The organism is Streptomyces sp. NBC_00271, assembly GCF_036178845.1.
Lineage (GTDB): Bacteria > Actinomycetota > Actinomycetes > Streptomycetales > Streptomycetaceae > Streptomyces.
This window is the reverse complement of the sequence record NZ_CP108070.1, coordinates 4132125-4152373: the sequence shown is the minus strand read 5'-3', so window position 1 is coordinate 4152373 and position 20249 is coordinate 4132125. Positions and strand designations below refer to the sequence as shown.

Sequence of the window (20249 nt, the reverse complement as noted above, 5' to 3'; positions counted from 1 at the left end):
GGCGGAACGAGCGGATCTGATGGACGTACGGCGCGCGGACGAGCGCTACCACGGAGGCGACCCGGACGCCGGGATCACCTCCTTCCACGCCTTCTCCTTCGGACCGCACTACGACCCCGACAACCTCCGCTTCGGTGCGGTGATCGCCTGCAACGAGGAGTGGCTCGCGCCCGGCGCCGGCTTCGACGAGCACCCGCACAGTCACACCGAGATCGTCACGTGGGTGGTGGAGGGGGAGCTGACCCACCGCGACTCGACGGGCCACGAGTCGGTGGTCCGCCCCGGGGACGTCCAGCGCCTCAGCTCCGCGGGTGGCGTCCGCCACGTGGAACGCAACGACGGCGAGGTCCCCCTCGTCTTCGTCCAGATGTGGCTGGCCCCGCTGTCACCCGGCGGCGAACCGTCCTACGAGGTCGTCCACGGCATCGCCGACTCCACGCCGTACGCCGTTCCCGAGGCCGGGGCGATGCTTCATGTGCGGAGGCTGGCGGCGGGGGAGCGGACGGCGGTGCCGGACGCCGGGTTCGTGTACGTCCATGTCGTCCACGGCGAAGTGCTCCTGAACGGCGAGGAGTTGGGCCCCGGCGACGCGGCCCGCATCACCGACTCCAAGGACCTGGAAGCGGTAGCGGGAGCCCCCGCGGAACTACTCCTGTGGGAAATGACCCCCACGATCTGACCCCGGGCATTTCTCGGGGCTGCGGGCGGGTGGGGGCTGCTCGCGCAGTTCCCCGCGCCCCTGAGGCGGGGGCTTCGCCCCGCGTCCCCTGCCCGCCCGATTCGCTCGGCTGCGGGCCGTGGGGGCTGGTCGCGCAGTTCCCCGCGCCCCTAAAAGCCTCGGCTCGCCCTCGTTTTCAGCCCGTCCGGCGTTTGAGGACGAGGCCGTTCAGGCCGATAGCGGGGGTCTGGGGGCGGCAGCCCTCAGGGATGATGGGGGTCCCCCCTGCTCGAGCGAAGCTCGAGAGCTTGGGGGAGGGTAGGGGCGGCGGGGGCGAGGGAAACGGTGGGGTCAGGGGCGTAGGGCCGTCAGTACGGTGTCCGTGAACGGGGTCCACGTTTCCGCTGCCCAGGGGCCGAACGCACGGTCCGTGAGAGCGACGCACGCCGCACCCGCCACCGGGTCGATCCACAGGAACGTACCGGATTGCCCGAAGTGACCGAAGGTCCGGGGCGAGGAGGAAACCCCCGTCCAGTGGGGGGACTTGGAGTCGCGGATCTCGAAGCCGAGCCCCCAGTCGTTGGGGTTCTGGTGGCCGTACCCCGGCAGCACCCCCTTCGTACCGGGGTACTGGACGGTCATGGCCTCCAGGACCGTACGCGGATCGAGCAACCGCGGCGCCTGCACCTCGGCCGCGAACCGCACCAGGTCCGCCACCGTCGACACCCCGTCCCTCGCGGGTGAGCCGTCCAGCGACGTCCTCGTCATCCCCAGCGGCTCCAGCACCGCCTGCCGCAGATACTCCCCGAAGGGGATGTCGGTCGCCTTGGCGACATGGTCCCCGAGCACCTCGAAACCGGCGTTGGAGTACAACCGCCGCTCCCCGGGCGCGGACGTCACCCGGTGTTCGTCGAACGCGAGCCCGGAGGTGTGCGCGAGGAGATGACGAACCGTCGACCCGGCCGGCCCGGCAGGCTCGTCGAGCTCGATCGCCCCCTCCTCGTACGCGACGAGCGCGGCGTACGCGGCCAGCGGCTTGGTGACCGAGGCGAGGGCGAAACGGTGATCGGCGGGACCGTGCGACCCGAGCACCACCCCGTCCGCGCGGACGACGGCCGCGGCCGCCGTGGGAACGGGCCAGTTCTCGATCGACGCCAGGCTGCTCTGCAAAGACATGCCTACGAGCCTAAGCGGCTCACAGCTGCAGCCGCATCGACGGGTCGGGCTTGCGGACGAATCCGAGCGAGGCGTACAGCGGCTCGGCCTCGGCGGACGCGTTGAGATCGACCTGGAGCACGTTCCGTTCGCGGAACCAGTCGAGGAGCGTCTCCATGCACGCCCGCGCATACCCCCGCCGCCGCGCGTCCGGATCGGTCGCGACGCTGAAGACGTGCCCGACCGCGCCGTGCGGATTGCCCGCGCGCCCGATCCGGTACTCGATCGTCCCCGCGACGAGCGCCGCGAGAGCGCCGGGTCGGTCGGGGCGGTCCGGGTGGTCCACGACGAAGGCCACGAAGGCCCCGTCGGGGTCGGCGAGCCTGCCGCGTACGGTCGGCAGGGACTGGGCGTGCCACTCGGTGGACGAGGGGCCGGCGGAGGCGAAGACCGAGTCGATCATCACCTGGCGCAGGCGCAGCACTTCCTCGGCGTCCTCGGGCACGGCGCGGCGTACGAGACTCATGATCCGCACGGTAGTCGGGGTGCCCCGGGCTCGTCGTCGTATTTTCGGCGGGCGTCCGTCGGACGGTGCCGGACGGGTTCTCTTCCGAATCCGCTTGCTTCGAGTGCACTCGAAGGTTTTAGCGTGGAGGTCATGACGGTGATGGAGACCACGGCCGAGGCCGCCGAGACCGGCACCAGTACGCGTACCGGGGACTGCGCCGCCCCGCCCCACCGGCACCGGCGCCCGGACGGCCAGGACAACTACACGATCAGCGAGGTCGTCGCCTTCACCGGCCTCACCGCGCACACCCTGCGCTGGTACGAGCGGATCGGGCTGATGCCGCACATCGACCGTTCGCACACCGGCCAGCGCCGCTACAGCAACCGCGACCTGGACTGGCTCGACCTCGTCGGCAAGCTCCGACTGACCGGGATGCCGGTCGCCGACATGGTCCGGTACGCGGAGCTGGTGCGCGAGGGGGACGACACCTACATCGCGCGCTTCGAGCTCCTGGAGGCGACCCGCCGCGACGTCAAGGCGCGGATCGCCGAGCTCCAGGGCACCTTGGCGGTTCTCGACCACAAGATCAGTTTCTATGCGGACGCCGGGCGTGCCCTGGCGTCGGAGAGGTCCCGATGACGGACAGCAGGATCGCGAACGTGGAACTGGGCACCGGCGGCCCCGAGGTCGGCGTACAGGGCCTCGGCTGCATGGGCATGAGTTTCGCGTACGGGCCCACGGACGCCGACGAGGCCCGGGCCACCCTGGAACGGGCGCTGGAACTCGGCGTCACGCTCTTCGACACTGCCGACGTGTACGGCATGGGGGAGAACGAGAAGTTCATCTCGCCCTTCGTCAAGGCGCACCGCGACGAAGTCGTCCTCGCCACGAAGTTCGGCATCTTCCGTGATCCCGCCGAGCCGACGAAGCGGATCATCCGCAACGACACGTCGTACATCCGCCAGGCTGTTGAGGGGAGCCTGCGGCGGCTGGACGTCGAGGTGATCGACCTCTACTACATGCACCGTCGTGACGTGAACATACCCATCGAGGAGACCGTCGGCACGATGGCGGAGCTGGTGCGCGAGGGCAAGGTCAAGCACCTCGGGCTGAGCGAGGTCACCGGCGGGGAGCTGCGCGCCGCGCACGCCGTGCACCCGATTACGGCCGTGCAGTCGGAGTGGTCGCTGTTCAGCCGGGACATCGAGGCGGGCGTGGTGCCGGCGGTCCGTGAGCTGGGCATCGCTCTGGTGCCGTACTCGCCGCTCGGGCGTGGTTTCCTCACCGGTTCGTTCGTCAACGCCGACCAGGATCTGACCTCGGACGACTTCCGCCGTACGATGCCGCGTTTCACCGGCGACAACGCGGCCGCCAACGCCGCGCTGCTGGAGCCGGTGCGCGCGGTCGCCGAGGCGCACGGGGCGTCGCCGGGGCAGATCGCGCTGGCCTGGGTGCAGCAGCAGGCGTCGTTGCTCGGGTTGCCGGTGGTGCCGATTCCGGGCACGCGTAAGCGCACGCGTGTCGAGGAGAACACGGCGGCCACGCGGATTGTCCTGACGGAGGACGAGTTGGCGGTGCTGGAGCCGATCGCCTCGAAGGTGGCCGGGGATCGGTACGCGGACATGTCGTTCTCGTCGGCGGGGCGGGAGTAGAGCCGCGCCCCGCGCCCTACAGCTCGGCCAGCAGTTCGGCCTTCTTCGTCGTGAACTCCTCGTCCGTGACCAGGCCCGCCTGGTGGAGTTCGCCGAGGTGGCGGATGCGGTCGGCGATGTCGGCCGGGTCGCGGCGGGGAGCCGCGGTCACCGGGGTGGGACCTGAGGCCCGTACGGCCGCGAGGACCGAGGCGGCGAACGGCAGGGACTCGTGGACGGGGCCGTAACCGAGGCCGAAGACGACCGCCGCCGGGTCCTGGTCCGCCTGGGCGGGCTGTGCGGTGGCGGGCTCGCGCCGCAGGAGCCGCAGATGGCCCTCGAAGACCTCGGGGGAGCGCCACTCGACCCCGCTGAGGCCGGTGACCGGGAAGCTCTGGTCGCCGGCCTTCCACTTGGCGGAGGACGCGCCCGTCCAGAACCAGCGGAAGGACACCGCCTTGCCGTCGAAGGAGGCCTTCCCGTCGTACGCCTTGAAGTGGAGCGGCGCCTCGGGCGGCGCGACGAGGTAGCGCTCGGGCGGTTCGGCGTCCTCGGTGAGCGCGGCACGCAGCTCGTCCGCGTAGTACTCGGCGAGGGTCTCCCGGTCGGCCGGCAGCACCAGCCGGTAGGGGTCGCCCCCTTCCTTCAGCTGTCCCGCGGCCGCCTCCATCAGCGGATCGGCGCCCGCTCGCGGCACGGCGTGCAGGACGACCGTTCCGCGCTTGCCCGGCGTCAGTGTGACCCCCGCTATCGCCTCCAGGGGGATACGCCGTTCGCCGAGCGCCTGGAACAGCTTCGGCGTACGGATCCCCCGTTCGAAGCGGATGAGCACGGAGTCGGACTCGAACTCCCAGGCGGCATGAAATCCGGCCAGTACGTCACCCATGCGGGCCATCGTAAGCGGCTCGCACGTCTGCGTCGCCTCCCTGGACGAACCGCAGTTTTTCGTCCTCTACGCGCGTCCCGCCGCCGGGGTGTCGGACAAACCCTGTCGGCACGCGTCATCCTCGTGTGCGCACTGCACCGCCTCGTACGCGCCAATGCCGATCTCGGCGAAGTTGCGCAGGCTCTCGGTGCCCGGCTCGAAATAGCCTCCGTGGCCGTTCGCGCCCCGCGCGGACAGCACCCGGGCCCCGAACGCCTTCGACACCGGGTCGGCGCCGTGTCCGAGCCCGCCGAATTCGAGGTAGGGCACGTCCTGGATCCAGTCGCCGGAGTCCCGCATCGCCCAGACCCGGGCGGTGGTGTGCAGCGAGGACGCCTTCCGGGCCCGCATGCCGGGGCTGCCGGCGACCGCTATGTCGGAGACCCGGGAGGGCAGGGTGTGGGCGGCGAGGCCGCACAGCACGGAGCCGTAGCTGTGGCAGTAGAGCGCGACGGGCGCACGGCCGGGCAGGGCGCGCAGCAGCGCGTTCAGCCGGATCGCGCCCTCCTCGGCGCGGCTGCCGGTGGCGGCGTCCATGCCGAGTCCGTTGGGCGTGGTGTAGTCGGCCCAGGCGATCACGGCCGTACGGGCCTGGGGGGCGGCGGCGTGCTCGGCCCCGTACAGGGCCTGCGCCATGCCGACCGGCGCCGAGTACTTCTTGTTGGTGCGCTGGAACGTGAGCAGATCGGTGTCGACGCCCGGCACCACGATGGAGATCCGCTCGGCCCGGTCGAGGCTTCCGAAGACCTCGGCGACCCGGCCCGAACCCATGGGGTCGAAGGCGAGGAAGTCGCGCCCCTTCTGCAGCATCGCCTCGTAGCGGTGCATACGGCGCCCGGCCTGCTGCTGTCCCAGGGACGAGAGCCGGTTGTCGTGCATGCGCTTCTTCTCGACCTTGCGCTGCTGGTCGATGGCGACGCGGTTGGCCTCGTAGCGCAGGGTCACGGGCGCGCCGTTCATGTTGCCGACCGCGAGCGGATAGCGGTGGGCGAGACGGGTGCGCTCGTGGACGTCGAGGGACGCGAAGAAGCGGGCGAGGCGGCTCGGCGTGGTGTCCGGGTCAGGCAGTCGCTGTCCGGCGACGCTGCCGTGCTCCCACGCGGAGCGGGACGCCTGGAGAGGGGTTGCCCCTCGATGGCCCTGGAGCGCGGTCCAGCCACTGGTGGCCAGCATCACGAACACCACGGCCAGCGCGAGCAGTGCGCGCCAGACGTTCAGTTGGGGGGATGAGTCGAAGGAAGTCACTGAGAGGACACCCTAGGAGAAGGTTGGCGCCTCCCGTTAAACGAGTGACTGGTATCACGTTTCTCGCAGGGTAATTGGGGCAAACCGGGTTCAGTTTCAGATAAATGGTGACGCTGTGTGCCCGGAGTTGATCGTTCCGTTCGTCATTCCGTGCGCCATTTCTCCGCCAACGCGGGCCCCACCTGGTCGAGGTAAGCGGTGGTCAACTCGCGGATCGCCGGGATGCTGTGGTCGGCCCCCTCGCTCCACAGACGGCCCGTGATGCGCATCACTCCGCCGAACACGGCCACCGCGACGCGCGGTCGCGGGTCCGCGTCCACGTCGAGTCCCTCGCGCTCGGCGATGACCCGCGCGATTTCCTCCTCCAGTTCCGCCGAGCGGCGCAGATAGGCGGCGAGGAGGGCGGGTGTCGACTCGATCAACTGGTAGGCGCGCATGTGCAGTTCGAGCGGCACGACGGACTCGACGGCCTCGCCGATGGTGTCCCAGCCCTCCAGGACGGCGCGGCGCAGCGCCTCCAACGGGGCTTCCTGGGGCGGGCGTTCGCGCACCGCGGCGAGGAAGCGCGCCTCCGCGACCCCCTGCGTGAACAGGGCGACTTCCTCCTTGCCCGCGAAGTACCGGAAGAAGGTGCGCTGCGAGACGTCGACGGCCTCAGCGATCTCGTCGACGGTCGTCCGCTCGTAACCCTGGGTGGTGAACAGTTCGAGGGCGGCCCGCAGCAGTGCCTCCCGGGTGCGCTGCTTCTTGCGCTCGCGCAGGCTCGCCCGGGGTGACGTCTGGGCGGCTGTCGTCTCCATGAGGTCCTCTTCTGTTCTTTCAGCCCAGCTCAGCGTACTGGCGGGTGACGTGACAGTTACCGACTTGTGAATTGGTTTGTCAACTGTCAGTGGCTGTCACTAGCCTCGAAGGTATGACTAGTCAGACCACCATCGACACGACGGGTTCGGGGGACAAGGCTCCGGTCACTCCGTCGGACAAGGCGCCGTCCGACGGACTGCGCGGCCATCCGTGGTTCACCCTGTTCACCGTTGCCGTCGGCGTCATGATGGTCGCCCTGGACGGCACCATCGTGGCCATCGCCAACCCGGCCATCCAGAAGGACCTGGACGCGAGCTTCGCCGACGTCCAGTGGATCACCAACGGCTACTTCCTCGCGCTCGCGGTCACCCTGATCACCGCGGGCAAGCTCGGCGACCGCTTCGGCCACCGCCAGACCTTCCTCATAGGCGTGGTCGGTTTCGCCGCGGCCTCCGGCGCGATCGGCTTCTCCAGCAGCATCGCCCTCGTCGTCACCTTCCGCGTCTTCCAGGGCCTGTTCGGCGCGCTGCTGATGCCGGCCGCGCTCGGCCTGCTTCGGGCCACCTTCCCGGCCGAGAAGCTGAACATGGCGATCGGCATCTGGGGCATGGTCATTGGCGCCTCCACCGCGGGCGGCCCGATCCTCGGCGGTCTGCTGGTCCAGCACGTCAGCTGGCAGTCGGTGTTCTTCATCAACGTGCCGGTGGGCATCATCGCGCTGGTCCTCGGCCTGATGATCCTCCTCGACCACCGCGCCGAGAACGCCCCGCGCTCCTTCGACGTCCTGGGTATCGCGCTGCTCTCCGGCGCCATGTTCTGCCTGGTCTGGGCGCTCATCAAGGCCCCGACTTGGGGCTGGGGCGACGGCCTGACCTGGACGTTCCTGGGTGCCTCGGTGCTCGGCTTCGTGCTCTTCGCCCTGTGGGAGAAGCGGGTCCAGGAGCCGCTGATCCCGCTGGGGCTGTTCCGCTCCGTACCGCTGTCGGCCGGTGTGGTCCTCATGGTGCTGATGGCCATCGCCTTCCTGGGCGGCCTGTTCTTCGTCACGTTCTACTTGCAGAACGTGCACGGTATGAGCCCGGTCGACGCCGGTCTGCATCTCCTTCCGCTCACCGGAATGATGATCGTGGGCTCACCGCTGGCCGGTGCCCTGATCACCAAGACGGGCCCGCGCATCCCGCTGGCGGGCGGCATGGCCCTCACCGCGATCTCCATGTACGGCATGTCCACGCTGGACACGGGCACCAGCGGCGCCGTCATGTCGCTCTGGTTCGCCGGTCTCGGTCTCGGCCTCGCGCCGGTCATGGTCGGCGCCACCGAGGTCATCGTGGGCAACGCGCCGATGGAGCTCTCGGGTGTGGCCGGCGGCCTCCAGCAGGCCGCGATGCAGATCGGCGGCAGCCTCGGTACGGCCGTGCTGGGCGCCGTGATGGCCTCCAAGGTCGACGGGGACCTCGCGGGCAACTGGGCCGACGCCAAGCTGCCGCCGCTCACCCCGGCCCAGCTCGACCAGGCCTCCGAGGCCGTCCAGGTCGGCGCCGCACCAATCGCCCCGGGCACCCCGGCCGCACTCGCCGAGAAGATCACGACCGTCGCCCACGACACGTTCATCTCCGGCATGAGCCTGGCCTGCCTGGTGGCCGCCGGGGTCGCCGTCGTGGCGGTCTTCGTCGCGCTCCTCACCAAGCGGGGCGACAACGCCGAGGCGGCGGGGGCGGGCGCCGGCCATATCTGAGTCCGCGCGTCTGACCAGCCCTGTTTCGCGCAGGTTTCACCTATCCGGGTGACACCGTTGAAGATCCCTCCCACCCGGCAGCCGTCGCACCTCACAGTGGGTCAAGTCCTCCGCACGACATGGGAGGACCACCGGAACTGCGGCGCGCTGCCGGAGGGGGGCGGCGCGCCCGCAGTCCGGAAGCGGGCGGGACCGCCCCGGCAGGGGCGCCCGTCAGGGGCGCGGGGAACTGCGCGACCAGCCACAACGTACCCGCACCCGACAGTGAGCCCCCCGCGCGCTAGCGCGAACGCTCCTCGGCACCCTCCGGCACCGGGTGCCGAACCCCACCAGCCAGCGCAGCCACTTCGGCCCGGAGCGCCCGCACTTCCTCCGTGAGCGACTCGATCGCCGCCGTCTGCCGCCGCTCCTCCACGTCGTCCTTCTCGAACCGCGAGATGAACCACGCGGCGATGTTCGCGGTCACGACACCGAGCAGCGCGATCCCGGAGAGCATCAGCCCGACCGCGATCATCCGCCCGAGCCCGGTGGTCGGCGCGTGATCCCCGTACCCCACCGTCGTCATCGTGGTGAACGACCACCACACGGCGTCACCCAGCGTCTTGATGTTCCCGTTCGGCGACTCCCGCTCCACCGACAGCACCGCGAGTGAGCCGAACATCAGCAGTCCGACGACCGCGCCCCCGACGTAGGTCGTCAGCCGGATCTGCTGATCCATCCGGGCCCGCCGCCCGACCAGCGTGAGCGTCGCGACGAGCCGCAGCAGTCGCAGCGGCTGGAGAATCGGCAGGATCACCGCGCACAGGTCCATCCAGTGCGTACGGACGAAGTCCTTGCGGTCCGGGACGAGTGTGAGGCGCACGAGGTAGTCGGCGGCGAACGCGCCCCAGACCGTCCACTCCACGGCCGTGCACGCGCCCGTCAGGCCACGGCTCGCGTCGCTGTCCACGATCGGCACGGCATAGGCGACGGCGAAGGCCACCGCGAGCCCCAGCAGGGGCCGCTGCGTGCGCTGCTCCCAACGGACTTGCGCCGATTGCTCGTTCATGTCCGCATCGTAGGTGCACACAGCACACGTAAGAGGCACGGGAACCCGGCTGACCAGCTCCCCGCGCCTCTAAGCGCTGTCGTTTGTCTCCCCGGCGCTCGCGCGCAGCGCCTACGCGTCGCCGCCCGCGGCTCCCGGGTCGGCCGATGCCACGTCGAGCAGCTGGTAGCGGTCGATCGCCTGCTTCAGCACCGACCGGTCGACCTTGCCCTCACGGGCCAGCTCGGTCAGCACCGCGACCACGATCGACTGCGCGTCGATGTGGAAGAAGCGCCGGGCCGCGCCGCGCGTGTCCGCGAAGCCGAAGCCGTCCGCACCCAGCGACTGGTACGTGCCCGGCACCCACCGCGAGATCTGGTCCGGAACCGATCGCATCCAGTCGGAGACGGCCACGAACGGACCCTCGGCGCCGCTCAGCTTCTGCGTCACGTACGGGACGCGCTGCTCCTCCTCGGGGTGCAGGAGATTGTGCCGCTCCACGTCGACGGCCTCGCGCCGCAGCTCGTTCCAGGAGGTCGCCGACCAGACGTCGGCGCGCACGTTCCACTCCTCGGCGAGGATCCGCTGCGCCTCGACCGCCCACGGCACGGCGACACCGGACGCCAGGATCTGCGCCGGGACGGAACCCGAAGTTCCCTCCGAGTAGCGGTGGATGCCCTTGAGGATGCCGTCCACGTCGACGTCCGTGGGCTCGGCCGGGTGCTGGATCGGCTCGTTGTAGACGGTGAGGTAGTAGAAGACGTCCTCGCCGTGCGGGTGTTCGTCGGACGAGCCGTACATCCGGCGCAGACCGTCCTTGACGATGTGCGCGATCTCGAACCCGAACGCCGGGTCGTACGCGACACAGCCCGGGTTGGTCGAGGCGAGCAGCTGCGAGTGGCCGTCCGCGTGCTGAAGGCCCTCACCGGTCAGAGTCGTACGCCCGGCGGTCGCGCCCAGGACGAAACCGCGCGCCAACTGGTCGGCCATCTGCCAGAACTGGTCACCGGTGCGCTGGAAACCGAACATCGAGTAGAAGACGTAGACCGGGATCAGCGGCTCGCCGTGCGTGGCGTACGCCGAACCCGCGGCGATCAGCGAGGCCGTGCAGCCCGCCTCGGAGATGCCGTCGTGCAGCATCTGACCGGTCGGCGACTCCTTGTATGCGAGGAGCAGATCGCGGTCCACGGACTCGTACTGCTGACCGAGCGGGTTGTAGATCTTCGCGCTCGGGAAGAACGAGTCCATACCGAACGTGCGGTACTCGTCCGGCGCGATCAGCACGAACCGCTTGCCGATCTCCTTGTCCCGCATGAGGTCCTTCAGCAGTCGCACGAACGCCATGGTCGTGGCGATCGACTGCTGACCGGAGCCCTTCTTCACACTCGCGTACGCCTTGTCGTCCGGCAGGGCCAGCGGCTGCGACCGTACGACGCGCGTGGGGACGTATCCGCCGAGTCCCTTGCGGCGGTCGTGCATGTACTGGATCTCTTCGGAGTTCCGGCCCGGGTGGTAGTACGGCGGCGCGCCGGACTCCAGCTCCTTGTCGGAGATCGGCAGGTGCAGACGGTCCCGGAAGCCCTTGAGGTCGGCGACCGTCAGCTTCTTCATCTGGTGCGTGGCGTTGCGGCCCTCGAAGTTCGGGCCGAGCGTCCAGCCCTTGACCGTCTGCGCCAGGATCACCGTCGGCTGTCCTGCGTGCGCCTTGGCCGCCGAGAACGCCGCGAAGATCTTCTTGTGGTCGTGACCGCCGCGTCCCAGGTGCAGGATCTGGTCGTCGGTCATGTTCTCGACCATCGCCCGCAGCCGGTGGTCGTCACCGAAGAAGTGCCGGCGGATGTAGTCGCCCGTCTCGGTGGCGTACGTCTGGAACTGGCCGTCCGGGGTGGTGTTCAGCTTGTTGACCAGCACCCCGTCGCGGTCCTGCGCGAGCAGCGGGTCCCAGGTGCGGTCCCAGACCAGCTTGATGACGTTCCAGCCGGCGCCTCGGAACTGGGACTCCAGCTCCTGGATGATCTTTCCGTTGCCGCGTACCGGGCCGTCGAGGCGCTGGAGGTTGCAGTTGACGACGAAGGTCAGGTTGTCCAGGCCCTCTCGAGCGGCGATGGACAGCTGTCCGAGCGATTCCGGCTCGTCCATCTCGCCGTCCCCGAGGAACGCCCAGACGTGTGACTTGGAGGTGTCCGCGATGCCGCGCGCCTCCATGTAGCGGTTCATCCGCGCCTGGAAGATCGCGCCGAGCGGACCGAGGCCCATGGAGACGGTCGGGAACTCCCAGAAGCCCGGCATCAGGCGGGGGTGCGGGTACGAGGACAGACCGTAGGGAGCCTTCGACTTCTCCTGCCGGAACGCGTCGAGCTGCTGCTCGGAGAGCCGGTCGAGGAGGAAGGCGCGGGCGTAGATACCGGGGGAGGCGTGCCCCTGGAAGAAGATCTGGTCGCCGCCGTCGCCCTCGTCCTTGCCACGGAAGAAGTGGTTGAAGCCGACGTCGTAGAGCGAGGCGGAGGAGGCGAAGGTGGCGATGTGACCGCCGACGCCGATGCCGGGACGCTGGGCGCGCGAGACCATCACGGCGGCGTTCCAGCGGGTGGCGTTGAGGACCTTGCGCTCGATCTCCTCGTTGCCGGGGAAGAAGGGCTCGTCCTTGGTGGCGATCGTGTTGACGTAGTCCGTGCTGCGCATCTCGGGCACGGCCACGCGCTTCTCGCGGGCCCTTTCGATCAGCCGCAGCATCAGATAGCGGGCGCGCTCACGGCCGCGCTCGTCGACAGCGGCGTCGAGGGAGTCGAGCCACTCCTGGGTCTCTTCGGGGTCGAAGTCCGGGACCTGACTGGGAAGGCCGCCAATGATGATCGGATTGCGATCGGATCCGGAAACCACGCTGTTCCTTCACTGTCAGAGGGGCGTGTGAGGGCTGCCCGAGGGGTTGTCTGGGACGCTGTCTGGGGCGGTTTTTCGGTCTGTCTGCACCGTTCCCCATCGTGTACCTCGGGAACGGAATCGTCATCTCTACCGAGAGGTAACCAACACATTCCTGCAGTTCGTTGGGACGTGCCCGACCAAAACGCAACGATACGCTCACTCCGTGACGCGTTCCGCAAAGTCGTTCGGGTCTCGTACGCTCCAAGGGTTCCGAAATTCATAAATGGGGCAGAAGGGTGTGGTGTGCGTCACTTGTGGCCTTGAACCCACGCCTGGGGTTGCGCCGACACCGCCGGGATCGTCACCGTTTCGGCGGTCTTGACGGCCGGGTACTTGCGCGATCCGTCCCGCCCGTGTGGACTACGGCCAATGCTTCGCGTACGCGCGTGGCTGAGACATCTACCGAAACATGATCAGGAGGCAAGCCGTGAGCGCGACCGCGGACCACGCGGAGGAGCGGACCAACCCGGCCGGCAGGCTGGGGTTCGAGCCCGGACAGGTGGTCCAGGAGATCGGCTTCGACGACGACGTTGACCACGAGCTCCGTGAAGGTATCGAATCGTTGATCGGCCAGGACCTGGTCGATGAGGACTACGACGACGTCGCTGACGTCGTGTTGCTGTGGTTCCGCGACGAGGACGGCGACCTTACGGACGCTCTGGTGGACGCCATCGGTCTCCTTGAGGACGGCGGCATGATCTGGCTGCTGACCCCGAAGACCGGCCGGGACGGCTACGTCGAGCCCAGCGACATCAGTGACGCCGCCCAGACTGCCGGCCTCTCCCAGACGAAGAGCATCTCGGTCGGGAAGGAGTGGTCGGGCACGCGTCTGGCCACGCCCAAGTCGAAGCGCTGAGCTCTCGCTCCGTCTGCCGCACCAAACCACCCAAGAGGCCCCCGTCGGCGTCCCCGCCGTCGGGGGCCTCCCCCATGCCCCGGCGTTCCCATGCGGCCGTCGGGGGCTCCGCGACCGGGCCTGTGGGGCCCCACCCACACCGGACCACCTCAGCGCCGGGGGCCCACCCGGACCCCGAGCCGAAACGGCGGACTCCGACGCGAGTCCCCACCCGGATGGCGGCAACACCCGCGAGACGTTGCACCCCGACCGGGCGCCGCGACGGAACGACGAGGTTCCGCGCTTGGCCCCACGCCGGGGCGCCGGGGGCGCCCGGGTCGGGCGGTGCCCGCATGGCGGGGTGCGGCCGGTGGGGTGGGGGGTGCTGCGTAGGGTGGGGTTCACCCGAACAGGCCCTTGGAAGGGGAGCGAGTGACTATGGCGATCGAGGTCGGCACCGAGGCACCGGACTTCGAGCTCAAGGACAACCACGGCGCCACCGTGAAGCTGTCCGACTTCCGCGGCGAGAAGAACGTGGTGCTGCTCTTCTACCCGTTCGCCTTCACCGGCGTGTGCACCGGCGAGCTGTGTGCCCTGCGCGACGAACTGCCGAAGTTCGTCAACGACGACGTCCAGCTGCTGGCCGTCTCCAACGACTCCATCCACACCCTGCGCGTCTTCGGCGAGCAGGAGGGCCTGGAGTACCCGCTGCTCTCCGATTTCTGGCCGCATGGCAACACTTCGCGCGCCTACGGCGTCTTCGACGAGGACAAGGGTTGTGCCGTGCGGGGCACCTTCATCATCGACAAGGCGGGCGTCGTCCGCTGGACCGTCGTCAACGGTCTGCCGGACGCGCGTGACCTGAACGAGTACGTGAAGGCGCTCGACACTCTGTGAGCCCGACACCCTGTGATTGTTCGGTCGCAGGGCCTGCAGGGTGCGGGAACCCGTCACTAGGATCGACACGTTGATCCGATACCAACGCAGGACGGGGCTCCCCGCCCCTGGACACCATTGGGAGGACTCGTGGGAGTCAGCCTCAGCAAGGGCGGCAACGTATCGCTGACCAAGGAGGCCCCGGGACTGACCGCGGTCATCGTCGGTCTGGGATGGGACGCCCGAACCACCACCGGCGTCGACTTCGACCTCGACGCCAGCGCCATTCTCACGAACGCGGACGGCAAGGTGAGCACCGACCAGAACTTCGTGTTCTTCAACAACCTGAAGAGCCCGGACGGTTCGGTCGAGCACACCGGGGACAACATCACCGGTGAGGGCGAGGGCGACGACGAGCAGATCAAGGTCAACCTCGCCGCCGTGCCCGCCGACGTCCAGAAGATCGTGTTCCCGGTCTCCATCTACGACGCCGAGAACCGCCAGCAGTCCTTCGGCCAGGTCCGCAACGCGTTCATCCGTGTGGTGAACCAGGCCGGCGAGGCGGAGATCGCGCGCTACGACCTCTCCGAGGACGCCTCGACGGAGACCGCCATGGTCTTCGGCGAGCTGTACCGCAACGGCCCGGAGTGGAAGTTCCGCGCCATCGGCCAGGGCTACGCCTCGGGCCTGCGCGGCATCGCGCAGGACTTCGGCGTCAACGTCTGACACGACGGTCTGACACGACCGTCGGACGGGCCCGCGTCGGACGCGAACGTCTGATCGGAACGTTTGACGCGACCGTCCGACGTGAACGTCTGAGCCGTACGGCCTTCGGCTCCAGGCCCGGCGCCGCACGCTTCATGTGCGGCGCCGGACCCGCTGGACCACCGCGCGCAGGCCGCGCGGTACAACTGAAAGTTTGACCTCGGGGAGGACCAGCATCATGGGCGTCACGCTCGCCAAGGGAGGCAATGTCTCCCTCTCCAAGGCCGCACCCAACCTCACGCACGTGATGATCGGGCTCGGCTGGGACGCGCGCTCCACCACCGGAGCCGATTTCGACCTCGACGCCAGCGCCCTGCTGTGCAATTCCGGCCGGGTGCTCGGCGACGAGTGGTTCATCTTCTACAACCAGCTCAAGAGCCCGGACGGCTCCGTGGAGCACACCGGTGACAACCTCACGGGTGAGGGCGAGGGCGACGACGAGTCGATCCTGATCGACCTCTCCAAGGTGCCGGCCAACGTCGACAAGATCGTCTTCCCGGTCTCCATCCACGACGCCGACAACCGCGGTCAGACCTTCGGCCAGGTCAGCAACGCGTTCATCCGCGTGGTGAACCAGGCCGACGGCCAGGAGCTCGCGCGCTACGACCTCTCCGAGGACGCCTCGACGGAAACAGCGATGATCTTCGGCGAGGTCTACCGCTACAACCAGGAGTGGAAGTTCCGAGCGGTCGGACAGGGGTACGCGTCCGGTCTGCGCGGCATCGCGCTCGACTTCGGAGTCAATGTTTCCTAGGGCCCGCCCGAGTCAGCCGAAGGGGCGGCCCTCTAGACTTCGTGGTCAACAGTAGGTAAAGCCGAGTACGGCGCGGGGGAGACCCGTACATACACGATGATTGGGTAGCCAGTGCTTCTGAAAACCTTCGGCTGGTCGTTTGCGGTCACCGCGCTCGGCTTGGTCGCAGCGGTGATCTACGGGGGGTGGACCGCCTTTGGCATCGTGGCGATCCTGGCCATCCTGGAGATCTCGCTGTCCTTCGACAACGCGGTGGTCAACGCCGGGATCCTGAAGAAGATGAATGCCTTCTGGCAGAAGATCTTCCTCACGGTGGGTGTGCTGATCGCCGTCTTCGGTATGCGACTGGTCTTCCCCGTCGTGATCGTGGCGGTCACGGCCAAGAAGGGTCCGATCGAGGCGGTCAACCTCGCGCTGACCGACAAGGACCAGTACCAGCAGCTGGTCACGGACGCCCACCCGGCGATCGCCGCCTTCGGTGGCATGTTCCTTCTGATGATCTTCCTCGACTTCATCTTCGAGGACCGGGACATCCAGTGGCTGCGCTGGATCGAGCGCCCGCTCGCCAAGCTCGGCAAGGTCGACATGCTGTCGGTCTGCATCGCCCTGGTCGTGCTGCTGGTCTCCTCCATGACCTTCGCGGTCCACGCCCACCAGCACGGCGGCGCGCACATCGACAAGGCGCAGACGGTACTGATCGCCGGCATCGCGGGCCTGATCACGTACATGGTCGTCGGCGGACTCTCCGGCTACTTCGAGGACAAGCTCGAGGAAGAGGAGGAGCGCGAGCACGAGGAAGAGGAGCAGGCCGCACGGACCGGCAAGAAGAAGCCGGCCGTCGTCCTCGCAGGTCAGGCCGCGTTCTTCATGTTCCTCTACCTCGAGGTCCTGGACGCGTCCTTCTCCTTCGACGGTGTCATCGGCGCCTTCGCCATCACCAACGACATCGTGCTGATGGCGCTCGGCCTCGGCATCGGCGCCATGTACGTCCGTTCGCTCACGGTCTACCTGGTCCGCCAGGGCACCCTCGACGACTACGTCTACCTGGAGCACGGCGCGCACTACGCCATCGGCGCCCTCGCCGTGATCCTCCTGGTCACCATCCAGTACCAGATCCACGAGGTCATCACCGGTCTCGTGGGTGTCCTCCTGATCGCCTGGTCCTTCTGGTCCTCGGTGCGTCGCAACAAGGCGCTCGCGGCGGCCGAGGGAAAAGCGACGGCCTCGGACGACAAGACTGAGGTCTCGTCCGGGGTGTGAGTCCGGGAGTGTGATTCCGGGAACGCTCTGAGCGGGGCGGCCGTCGAGGACGAGTCCTCGTGGCCGCCCCGTCGCATATCCAGGCAACGTGGGGGCGGGACAAGGCAATGGGCTTCTGGGACGACCTGTGGCGCGGACGCTCGACGGACTTCGACTCCGGCAGTGCCGCCACCAACTCCATAGAACTGACCAAGCGGAACCACACGGTCTCGCTCACCAAACAGGGCGCGGCCACCGGCAACCTGCGCATCAACCTGTCCTGGCGCATGCGTACGTCGGACATCGGGGGCGGCCAGCAGCGGGGCAGCCTGCTGCGGCACCCCTTCAAGACCTTCAAGCCGGACGTGGTCCAGGCGCACACCCAGAGCATGGTGAACGTCGACCTCGACCTGGGCGTCATGTACGAGCTCGCGGACGGCTCCAAGGGCGTGGTGCAGCCCCTGGGCAACTTCCTCGGCGACATCAACGACCCGCCGTACGTGAAGCTCAGCGGTGACGACCGGTTCGGTTCGGCGTCCGGCGAGACGGCCTACGTCAACCTCGACCACCGCGACGACATCAAGCGGCTCCTGGTCTTCGTGTACATCTACGACCAGACGCCCGCCTTCGACCGTACGCACGCCATCATCACGCTCTACCCGAGCAACGGGCCCCGGATCGAGATCGGCCTCGACGAGCGGCATCCGCAGGCCCGCTCCTGCGCGGTGGTGATGATCGAGAACAACAAGGGCGAGATCACCGTGCGGCGTGAGGTGAAGTTCGTGTACGGATTCCAGGCGGAGCTGGACCGGTTGTACGGGTGGGGCTTGCAGTGGGGGCGGGGGTACAAGTCCAAGGCCGACCGTTGACGTTGCCTCAGCGTCCGATGAACTGTGGCCCCTGTGGCGGCAGCCTGAAGTCCGGGTCGGGGAGGGAGCCGACCGCCTGCGGGAAGCCGTAGGCCGGCTGGACGGCCGGGGCCGTCTGAGGCTGGGGGTAGCCGTAGGCGGGCTGGCTGGTCGGCTGGGGGTAGCCGTACGCGGGCTGGGCGGGGGCCGTCTGCGCGGGCCCCGGATAGCCGTACGCGGGCTGCTGGGGCACCGGGGCGGTCTGCTCGGGCGGGAGGGGCACCGAGGCCTCCGGGGACGCCGCGGGGTCCGCCCAGGCGGTGGTGTCGGGCACGGGCGCGACGGCCTCGGGCTCGGACTCGTCCACCGTGATCCCGAAGTCGGAGGCGAGCCCCTCCAGACCGTTCGGATAGCCCTCGCCGAGCGCCCGGAACTTCCAGCCCTGACCGCGCCGGTACAGCTCGCCGCAGATCAGCGCGGTCTCCGTACCGGTCTCCGGCTTGATGTCGAAGTAGGCCAGCGGCTCACCGTCCGAGCCGGCCGTGCCGGTCGTTCCTGTCGTGGCGGACGCGTCGTACAGCAGGATGCGTAGGGCGCGTACCTGGTCGAAGGTGACGCCGTCCGCCGATGCGACCAGCAGAATCTGTCCGACGCCGGACTCGACACCCGCCAGATCCGTCTGGATGGTGTCGGTGAGGCCCTCGGCGACGCGTTTCTTGCCAAGTCGCCACACCTTGCCCGAGGGATGGCGTGGCTGGTTGTAGAAGACGAAGTCCTCGTCGGATCGCACACGACCGTCGGGACCGAGGAGCAGCGCCGAGACATCGACATCGGGGACACCCTGCCCGGGCGTCCAGCGCAGCACGGCACGTACCGCTGTGGCGTCCAGCGGGACGTTAGACCCCTTCAGCATCGCGTGCGTCATGCGGTCATCCTGCCCTCTCGGTCCTGGTCACGACAACGTGGGGGTAAGGATTCCCGGTCGGGATGTGCGGGCAACCGACATGGCCGAGTTACCTGAACTTCACGCCTGGTGGGAACGACTGACATGGATTTGTACGTACTATTACCGGCCACCTCACATAGGTCCATCTAGCCGTCACGGGGGAGCTCCATGCGCCATTTCGGACATATCGCCCCTGAGGGGCGGCAGCGACTCTTCTACCGGGAGCCGTGCGTCTTCACCGCCGACTCGCCCGCCCGCGTGCTCGCGGCGGCCCTCGGTGCCACCCTCTACAGCCCCGCGACCAGACCCCACCTCGCCGACGACGTCGTCAAGCAGGCCGGACGCGGCGTGGTCTCCATGGTCCTGTGCCTGGAGGACTCGATCGACGACGCCGAGGTCGTGGGCGCCGAGGAGAACCTGGTCCGGCAGTTCGCCGACCTCGCCGGACGGCCGGAGGGCGACGGGCTCCCGCTGCTGTTCGTACGGGTCCGTGAGCCCCAGCAGATCCCGGACCTCGTCCGGCGGCTCGGCGCGTCCGTGCGGCTGCTGTCCGGGTTCGTCCTGCCGAAGTTCACCGAGGAGCGGGGCGTCCCGTTCATGGAGGCGCTCGCCGCGGCCGAGTCCGCGAGCGGCCGGCGGCTGTTCGCGATGCCTGTCCTGGAATCGCCCGGGCTGCTGTACCTGGAGAGCCGCCGGGAGACCCTGGAGGGCATCTCCCGGGTCGTCGACAAGTACCGCGACCGCGTCCTCGCGCTGCGCCTGGGCGTCACCGACTTCTGCTCGGCGTACGGGCTGCGCAGGGCGCCCGACATGACCGCCTACGACGTCCAGATCGTCGCCTCCGTGATCGCGGACGTGGTGAACATGCTGGGGCGCTCGGACGGCACCGGGTTCACGGTCACCGGGCCCGTGTGGGAGTACTTCCGGGTCCAGGAGCGCATGTTCAAGCCGCAGCTGCGCCGCAGCCCCTTCCAGGAGGGTGAGGTCGAGGAGCTGCGCCAGGCGCTGATCGAGCACGACCTGGACGGGCTGCTGCGCGAGATCGCCCTCGACCGGGCCAACGGCCTGCTCGGCAAGACCTGCATCCACCCCTCGCACGTCCCGGCGGTGCACGCGCTGTCCGTGGTCAGCCACGAGGAGTACAGCGACGCGCAGGACATCCTCAGGCCCGAGCGGGGCGGCGGGGGTGTGCTGCGGTCGGCGTATACGAACAAAATGAATGAAGTGAAGCCGCACCGCGCCTGGGCCGAGCGCACCCTCCAGCGCGCCCAGGTGTTCGGTGTGGCGAACGAGGACATCGGCTTCGTGGAACTGCTCGCGGCCGCCCTGCCTGCGTGAACCGCGCCGGCCCGACCGACCGACCAACCGACCAACAAGGA

The 20249-nt window shown here is 68.8% G+C and carries 19 protein-coding genes; 11 read left to right on the top strand and 8 right to left on the bottom strand.

Annotation, left to right across the window (positions count from 1 at the left end; translation table 11 throughout):
• The first annotated feature begins 19 nt into the window (after positions 1 to 19).
• Positions 20 to 679 carry a pirin family protein gene (locus tag OG798_RS19300; RefSeq protein WP_095854886.1) on the top strand — a complete coding sequence of 220 codons (660 nt, stop codon included), beginning with the start codon at positions 20 to 22 and terminating at the stop codon, positions 677 to 679.
• A 330-nt stretch (positions 680 to 1009) separates the two neighbouring features.
• On the opposite strand, the gene OG798_RS19295 is transcribed toward OG798_RS19300, so the two are convergent.
• Positions 1010 to 1834, bottom strand: coding sequence for a serine hydrolase domain-containing protein (locus OG798_RS19295; protein ID WP_095854887.1), 825 nt, complete (start codon positions 1832 to 1834; stop codon positions 1010 to 1012).
• 19 nt (positions 1835 to 1853) lie between these two features.
• Positions 1854 to 2339: a GNAT family N-acetyltransferase gene (locus OG798_RS19290; RefSeq protein ID WP_095858103.1), complete on the bottom strand. Its 486-nt coding sequence runs from the start codon at positions 2337 to 2339 to the stop codon at positions 1854 to 1856.
• A 132-nt stretch (positions 2340 to 2471) separates the two neighbouring features.
• Here OG798_RS19290 and OG798_RS19285 point away from each other — a divergent pair, with 132 nt between their 5' ends.
• Together OG798_RS19285 and OG798_RS19280 are read left to right on the top strand one after the other, a co-directional pair.
• Complete coding sequence (locus tag OG798_RS19285) at positions 2472 to 2960, top strand: MerR family transcriptional regulator (protein WP_121418505.1); 489 nt, start codon at positions 2472 to 2474, stop codon at positions 2958 to 2960.
• Positions 2957 to 3973 carry an aldo/keto reductase gene (locus OG798_RS19280; RefSeq protein WP_267061656.1) on the top strand — a complete coding sequence of 339 codons (1017 nt, stop codon included), beginning with the start codon at positions 2957 to 2959 and terminating at the stop codon, positions 3971 to 3973. The genes OG798_RS19285 and OG798_RS19280 overlap by 4 nt, the downstream gene beginning before the upstream one ends.
• A gap of 16 nt (positions 3974 to 3989) precedes the next feature.
• Here the strand turns inward: OG798_RS19280 and OG798_RS19275 are convergent, their stop codons facing one another.
• From OG798_RS19275 to OG798_RS19265, 3 genes are all read right to left on the bottom strand, one after another.
• A complete protein-coding gene (locus OG798_RS19275) occupies positions 3990 to 4838 on the bottom strand; it encodes a DUF4429 domain-containing protein (protein WP_067370512.1) in 849 nt (282 codons plus the stop codon).
• Positions 4839 to 4904: 66 nt separating this feature from the next.
• Positions 4905 to 6122 carry an alpha/beta hydrolase gene (locus OG798_RS19270; RefSeq protein ID WP_095854889.1) on the bottom strand — a complete coding sequence of 406 codons (1218 nt, stop codon included), beginning with the start codon at positions 6120 to 6122 and terminating at the stop codon, positions 4905 to 4907.
• Positions 6123 to 6265: 143 nt separating this feature from the next.
• Positions 6266 to 6922 carry a TetR family transcriptional regulator gene (locus OG798_RS19265; protein WP_095854890.1) on the bottom strand — a complete coding sequence of 219 codons (657 nt, stop codon included), beginning with the start codon at positions 6920 to 6922 and terminating at the stop codon, positions 6266 to 6268.
• A gap of 113 nt (positions 6923 to 7035) precedes the next feature.
• Between OG798_RS19265 and OG798_RS19260 the strand changes: the two genes are divergently transcribed.
• Positions 7036 to 8658 (top strand): MFS transporter, encoded by a 1623-nt coding sequence (locus OG798_RS19260; RefSeq protein ID WP_095854891.1) that lies wholly within the window; start codon positions 7036 to 7038, stop codon positions 8656 to 8658.
• 280 nt (positions 8659 to 8938) lie between these two features.
• Here OG798_RS19260 and OG798_RS19255 read toward each other — a convergent pair whose 3' ends face one another.
• Together OG798_RS19255 and aceE are read right to left on the bottom strand one after the other, a co-directional pair.
• A complete protein-coding gene (locus tag OG798_RS19255) occupies positions 8939 to 9706 on the bottom strand; it encodes a potassium channel family protein (protein WP_095854892.1) in 768 nt (255 codons plus the stop codon).
• A 111-nt stretch (positions 9707 to 9817) separates the two neighbouring features.
• Positions 9818 to 12565, bottom strand: coding sequence for a pyruvate dehydrogenase (acetyl-transferring), homodimeric type (aceE, locus tag OG798_RS19250; RefSeq protein WP_095854893.1), 2748 nt, complete (start codon positions 12563 to 12565; stop codon positions 9818 to 9820).
• A 469-nt stretch (positions 12566 to 13034) separates the two neighbouring features.
• Here aceE and OG798_RS19245 point away from each other — a divergent pair, with 469 nt between their 5' ends.
• The 6 genes from OG798_RS19245 (at position 13035) to OG798_RS19220 (ending at position 17945) form a co-directional block, all read left to right on the top strand.
• Positions 13035 to 13463, top strand: a complete 429-nt coding sequence (locus OG798_RS19245) for a DUF3052 domain-containing protein (protein ID WP_054231000.1) — start codon at positions 13035 to 13037, stop codon at positions 13461 to 13463.
• 417 nt (positions 13464 to 13880) lie between these two features.
• Positions 13881 to 14339: a peroxiredoxin gene (locus OG798_RS19240; RefSeq protein WP_067369436.1), complete on the top strand. Its 459-nt coding sequence runs from the start codon at positions 13881 to 13883 to the stop codon at positions 14337 to 14339.
• A gap of 129 nt (positions 14340 to 14468) precedes the next feature.
• Positions 14469 to 15044, top strand: a complete 576-nt coding sequence (locus OG798_RS19235; protein WP_054230998.1) for a TerD family protein — start codon at positions 14469 to 14471, stop codon at positions 15042 to 15044.
• A 217-nt stretch (positions 15045 to 15261) separates the two neighbouring features.
• Positions 15262 to 15837, top strand: coding sequence for a TerD family protein (locus OG798_RS19230; RefSeq protein ID WP_054230997.1), 576 nt, complete (start codon positions 15262 to 15264; stop codon positions 15835 to 15837).
• Positions 15838 to 15948: 111 nt separating this feature from the next.
• The gene (locus OG798_RS19225; RefSeq protein WP_095854894.1) at positions 15949 to 17097 is read left to right on the top strand and encodes a DUF475 domain-containing protein; all 1149 of its coding nucleotides are present in this window, start codon (positions 15949 to 15951) and stop codon (positions 17095 to 17097) included.
• Positions 17098 to 17204: 107 nt separating this feature from the next.
• The gene (locus OG798_RS19220; RefSeq protein ID WP_060896039.1) at positions 17205 to 17945 is read left to right on the top strand and encodes a TerD family protein; all 741 of its coding nucleotides are present in this window, start codon (positions 17205 to 17207) and stop codon (positions 17943 to 17945) included.
• A gap of 7 nt (positions 17946 to 17952) precedes the next feature.
• On the opposite strand, the gene OG798_RS19215 is transcribed toward OG798_RS19220, so the two are convergent.
• On the bottom strand, positions 17953 to 18849 hold the full coding sequence (locus OG798_RS19215; protein ID WP_121416261.1) for a TerD family protein: 897 nt from the start codon (positions 18847 to 18849) through the stop codon (positions 17953 to 17955).
• A gap of 189 nt (positions 18850 to 19038) precedes the next feature.
• Between OG798_RS19215 and OG798_RS19210 the strand changes: the two genes are divergently transcribed.
• A complete protein-coding gene (locus tag OG798_RS19210; protein ID WP_095854896.1) occupies positions 19039 to 20208 on the top strand; it encodes an HpcH/HpaI aldolase/citrate lyase family protein in 1170 nt (389 codons plus the stop codon).
• Positions 20209 to 20249: the final 41 nt, after the last annotated feature.